Source organism: Aggregatibacter sp. oral taxon 458 str. W10330 (assembly GCF_000466335.1).
In the GTDB taxonomy this organism is placed as follows: Bacteria; Pseudomonadota; Gammaproteobacteria; order Enterobacterales; family Pasteurellaceae; genus Aggregatibacter.
The window spans coordinates 95,623-101,067 of record NZ_KE952608.1; the positions used below are offsets into that span (position 1 = coordinate 95,623).

At 43.1% G+C, this 5,445-nt stretch carries 5 protein-coding genes; 2 read left to right on the forward strand and 3 right to left on the reverse strand.

The window, feature by feature from the left end:
* Positions 1-453 precede the first annotated feature (453 nt).
* The 3 genes from hflC to bcp form a co-directional block, all read right to left on the reverse strand.
* A complete protein-coding gene (gene hflC, locus HMPREF9065_RS04030; RefSeq protein ID WP_021616261.1) occupies positions 454-1,341 on the reverse strand; it encodes a protease modulator HflC in 888 nt (295 codons plus the stop codon).
* A complete protein-coding gene (hflK, locus tag HMPREF9065_RS04025; protein ID WP_021616262.1) occupies positions 1,341-2,606 on the reverse strand; it encodes an FtsH protease activity modulator HflK in 1,266 nt (421 codons plus the stop codon). Before hflK ends, hflC begins: the two co-directional genes overlap by 1 nt.
* Positions 2,607-2,685: 79 nt before the next feature.
* Positions 2,686-3,159 (reverse strand): thioredoxin-dependent thiol peroxidase, encoded by a 474-nt coding sequence (gene bcp, locus HMPREF9065_RS04020; protein WP_021616263.1) that lies wholly within the window; start codon positions 3,157-3,159, stop codon positions 2,686-2,688.
* Positions 3,160-3,297: 138 nt separating this feature from the next.
* Here bcp and dapA point away from each other — a divergent pair, with 138 nt between their 5' ends.
* Positions 3,298-4,191: a 4-hydroxy-tetrahydrodipicolinate synthase gene (gene dapA / locus HMPREF9065_RS04015; RefSeq protein ID WP_021616264.1), complete on the forward strand. Its 894-nt coding sequence runs from the start codon at positions 3,298-3,300 to the stop codon at positions 4,189-4,191.
* Positions 4,192-4,291: 100 nt separating this feature from the next.
* Complete coding sequence (gene bamC, locus HMPREF9065_RS04010; protein WP_021616265.1) at positions 4,292-5,302, forward strand: outer membrane protein assembly factor BamC; 1,011 nt, start codon at positions 4,292-4,294, stop codon at positions 5,300-5,302.
* Positions 5,303-5,445 lie beyond the last annotated feature (143 nt).

Below are 5,445 nucleotides of genomic sequence, written 5' to 3' on the forward strand. Positions count from 1 at the left end.
TGAATCGTAGCGTGCAACTTGTTGCACGAAATCGGGAATGCCTGAAAGGGTAAATAACGTTCCGTGCGTAGTTTGGTCGTGCATCAAGATGCACGCTACGCACAAAATCGTGAATTACGCATCGAGGTTAATTATTCGTGCAATAAGTTGCACACTACGACATCGCAAATTACACATCGAGGTTAATTATTCGTGCAACAAGTTGCACGCTACGCACAAAATCGTGAATTACACATCGAAGTTAATCATTCGTGCAACAAGTTGCACGCTATGAGGAGGACTCCATACGCATCGCGTATGGTTTTTATAGTCAGACTTTGACTGGCTATAATAAAAGTGCGGTGAGATTCTGAAAAATTTTCAAAAATCTCACCGCACTTTTTATTATTTACGTAAGCCGCCCTTTATTTTTGGAGGTATCTGCACAATGTTGAGCGGCGATTTTATGTTTGATTATTTACTTGGTGATTGCATAAAACGGAAGAAATCACTGTCCGGTTTTAGAATGAGCAAGTTATCGGAATTAGCAAAGCTGCTTTCATAGGCTTTAAGGCTACGAATGAAACTATAAAATTCCGGTTCTTTACCAAATGCTTCTGCAAAAATCTTCGCCGCTGTAGCGTCCCCTTCCCCACGCAATTCTTGGGCAGTTTTTTCTGCATTGGCGATAATCAACGTCACTTTACGATCCACGTCTGCTTGAATAAATGCGGCTTTTTCTTTACCTTGCGAACGGTGTTCACGAGCAACGGCATCACGTTCTGCACGCATCCGTTGATAAATGGAAGAAGACACCTCATCCGGCAAGTTAATTTGCTTAATTCGCACATCAAGCACTTCAATGCCTAGCTCTGCTGTGCTGTCTTGTCCGCTATTTAACGCCTTTTTCGCCCCTTCCATGAGTTCACCCCGTGTGCCGGAGACAATGTCTTTAATGGTGCGTGAACCGATTTCAGAACGCAACCGGTCATTGACTTTACGACGCAGTAAATTCGCGGCTTGTGCATAATCACCACCACCGGTAGAGGTGAAAAAACGACCGAAGTCATTAATACGCCATTTTACATAGGAATCCACCAACAGGTCTTTTTTCTCTACGGTTACAAAGCGATCTGCTTGACCGTCTAGGGTTTGTAGGCGCGCATCAAGCACTTTGATGTTATCAATGAATGGGATTTTAAAATGCAATCCCGGGTTATAAATAGCCACTTTATTATCGGCATCGCGTTGTACTTTGCCAAAGCGTAACATGATGCCTCGCGTGCCTTCGGTGACAACCACAATGCTGGAATATACCAAAGCAATCAGAATAAAAATGATCGGTAATACAAATTTACGCATTAGTAAGTTCTCCCTTGACGGCCATTATCTCCTCTTGATTCCACCGGTCTGAGTGTTGTTGCTTGTTCGTGTGGACGAGAAACATTGCCGGAATTGACCGCACTTTGTTGTGTCTCATGTGTTTCATTCGCACTCTGGCTATTTGAAAGAACGTGAGAGACTTTTCCTTTTAATAATTGTTCCAACGGTAGTACGGTTAAATTATTGCCGCTACCGCTATCTAGCATCACTTTCGGCGTATTCGCCATCACTTTTTCCATGGATTGAATATACAAGCGCTCGCGGAAAACTTCCGGTGCCGCATTAAATTCCGCTAAAAGCGGTTGGAAGCGCTCAACTTCCCCTTTAGCATCCAACACAACGCGATCTTTATACGCAGTCGCTTCTTCCAAAATACGCTGAGCATTACCACGCGCAATCGGCTCTTTCTCACGCGCATAGGCTTCTGCTTCACGAATGTAACGTTGCTCGTCTTCTTGGGCTTTAATCGCATCGTCAAAGGCATCTTTCACCTCTTCCGGTGGACGAGCAGACTGGAAGTTCACATCAATCACTTCTAATCCCATGTTATATGGCTCAATGATCTGATTTAATGCTTTCCAAGTATTTTCACGCACCACTGAACGACCGGTCGTTAAAATATCGTTCATCGTCATGTGGCCAATCACATAACGTAATGCACTATCCGTTGCTTGATTTAAGCTGTCATTGGCGTTGACGGCACTAAATAAATATTTCGCCGGATCCTGAATGCGATACTGCACGGTCATTTCGACTTTGACCATGTTTTCGTCTTGCGTCAGCATCGCACCTTGGGTTTTTAATTCCAATACGCGTTCTACGTTCACCGGAATGACGCGATCGATAAAGGTCGGTTTCCAGTTTAAGCCGGGTTGTTCAATGGAATGAAAATGTCCTAAACGCAAGACAACCCCGCGTTCAGCTTCTTTGACCGTATAAAAACCGCTGGCGCCCCATAAAATGACGCCTGCCGCAATGGCAATTGGCAACAACTTACCAACGCCCCCGGAAAAGGCGTTTGACGAATTCGTATTATTTGCACCGCCCTTGCCGCTTAATTTTTTCAATAAATTATTGAAAATATCCTCTAAATCCGGTGGGGATTGTTGATTGTCTTTTTGTGAATTGGAAGAACGATCCCAATTCGAGCGGCCTTCATTTTGGTCGGACGTGTTATTCTCCGATGATTGCCCGTTTTGCTTTGGTTTGCTCCAAGGATCTTGATCCGAACCATTTAACGACATTGTTTTCTCCGTTTGTCAAAAAAATGTTATAAGTCTAAACAAAATCTCATATTAAGTCTAATGATGTCATTTGATTTTATTATGAATTTGAGCTCAGGTAGTTCAATATGACTTCATGATGCTGAGTTGTTTTGAATTTATCAAATACCTGTTCAATTTTTCCCTGCTCATCAATTAAAAAACTGACGCGATGAATGCCATCAAATGTGCGTCCCATAAATTTTTTCTCACCCCAGACACCAAATTGCTCGGCGACTTCGTGGGTTTCATCCGATAATAGCATGAAATTTAACGCTTTTTTATCGGCAAATTGCGCTAATTTCTGTGGCTTATCAGGGCTGATGCCTAAAATAATAAGATTAAATTTATCCAATTCGGCTTTGCTATCACGTAAGCCGCAAGCTTGTGTCGTACATCCGGGCGTTAAGGCTTTCGGATAAAAATAAACTAGCACTTTCTTTCCACGAAATTGCGCCAAAGAAACGGGCTCGCCATTTTGATTTAATAATGTAAATAATGGTGCATCATCACCTCTGTTTAATTGCTTTAACACCTAGGTTAACTCCTCTAAAAAATAAAAAAATTGCTTGCAAATTATGGCTATTTTAGCGATCTTAAGCGAAACTTAGCAAGCAACCCTCATCTTTCATACTTAATTAGCATAATAGAATAACAATAATCGGAGGCTTTTATGTCAAATGCGCCTTTACTGCAAGGCAGTATCGTTGCCTTGGTCACACCAATGAATAATCATGGCGAAGTGGATTTTGAAAACTTAAAACAACTGGTTGAATATCACGTTCAAGCCGGTACGGATGCTATCGTTTCTGTGGGAACCACCGGCGAATCAGCGACATTAAGCATTGAAGAAAATGTTAAAGTGATTTTAAAAACAGTTGAATTTGCTGCCGGCCGAATTCCGGTTATTGCAGGCACCGGTGCCAACGCTACCAGCGAAGCTGTGACCATGACAAAATTATTAAATAACAGTGGCATCGTAGGGTGTTTATCCGTCGTGCCTTACTACAACAAACCGACGCAAGAAGGAATGTATCAACACTTCAAAGCCATTGCGGAATGCACGGATATTCCTCAAATTCTTTATAACGTTCCCGGCAGAACCGGCAGCGACTTGCTCCCTGAAACTGTGGGGCGATTGTCCGCCATTCCGAATATCATTGGCATCAAAGAAGCAACCGGCGACATTAGCCGCGTGCAAAAGATTAAACAACTTGCCGGAAAAGATTTCTTCGTCTTTAGTGGCGATGACGCTTCCTGTTTAGAAGCCATGAAATTGGGCGCAGAAGGGGTGATTTCCGTTACCTCTAACGTTGCGCCAAAAGCCATGGCTGAAATGTGTCGCTTAGCCCGCCAAGGTCAATTTAGCGAAGCAGAAACCATTAACCAACGTTTAATGCCGTTACACAAAAACCTATTTATTGAATCCAACCCAATTCCGGTGAAATGGGCATGCTATAAACTGGGTCTGATTGCCGATCCAACATTGCGTTTGCCACTTACCCTACTCAGTGAATCCGCCCAACCTGTTGTGCTAGATGCATTAAACTTTGCCGGATTACGCTAAAATACACGCTCAAGGCCGTCATCAGGCCTTGAACGCCTTTATGATTTATCTGTCCTAAACAGACGTTTAACTTTTCAGTTGTCATAATCAAGGATAATTTATGAAAAAATGGCTATTAACGGTTGCCGTGATTTCTACGCTAACCGCCTGCTCTGCAAGCAATGAAAGCAAACAACAAGCTGGAGATACCTACCAAAAATCCAATGTGGACTTGCCTCGCCTTAATCCGCTTGCCAGCGGCGGTGTCAAGTTACCGACTGCCAGCACAGAATATCAACTGCCACAGATTAAAGTGAACAAAGATGATAAGGTCGATATTCGCCCACCTTCTATTCCTTTAGCCATCATTCATGATTCTATTACACGATTTGATGGCGAACGCGCGCTTATTGCCTATACGTCGGATCAGCAAAAAATTTACAATTTAAAACAAATTGAACGCCTACTCAAAGAGCAAAATATCCAATATACACGAGAGAATGGAAAACTGCTCACTGATTGGGCTGCCACCGGGCGAAGCGATGATTTGAAAAACACGCAAATTCGCTATCAAATTGAAGAAGTCGATACGGAACAAGCCGCAGCGTTGATGGTTTCTGTTTTGCAAATGAAACGCAATGAGACCATTTACACGCCTTCCATTACGGATAAACAACGGTATGCCTCTGATCGCCTAAATCAACTTATCGGCGAATTAAATGCCGCCTACCAAAAACAACAACAGGATCTGAGTGCATCCACCACTGCGCCTATCGCCTCGCATATCGCAACAGATACCAATGGCAGAACCGCACTCATTCTGTCTGCACCGTTTGATGCTGCGTGGGAAAAATTAGGCGAAACACTCCCAAAACTTGGGTTTGAAATCAAAAAAGACATGAGCGCCCGCGGAATTCGAGAGCTTTATTACAAACCGCTATCGCAAAAAGCCTGGCAGCAAATTAGCTCGCAAGCATTACCGAATCTCGGCAAAGGCAGCTATCAAATGCAACTTGCCGCGTTGAATAAACAACAAAGTGCGGTCGTGATTTCAGAAGAAAAAAAATCAGCACTGGCAAATGAGCAAGCGCAAATTATTTATCAATCACTCCAACGTTTACTCAATCAATAACAATCCGCACGTAAGACGTGCATTTTTTAAATTCCCCTATTAATAAGCTAAGCGCCTATACTTCACAAGCTCCTCAAGGGGCTTGTGAAAACTGGCAACCGTGTCTATTTTTTAGTGAATCGTAGCGTGCAACTTGTTGCACG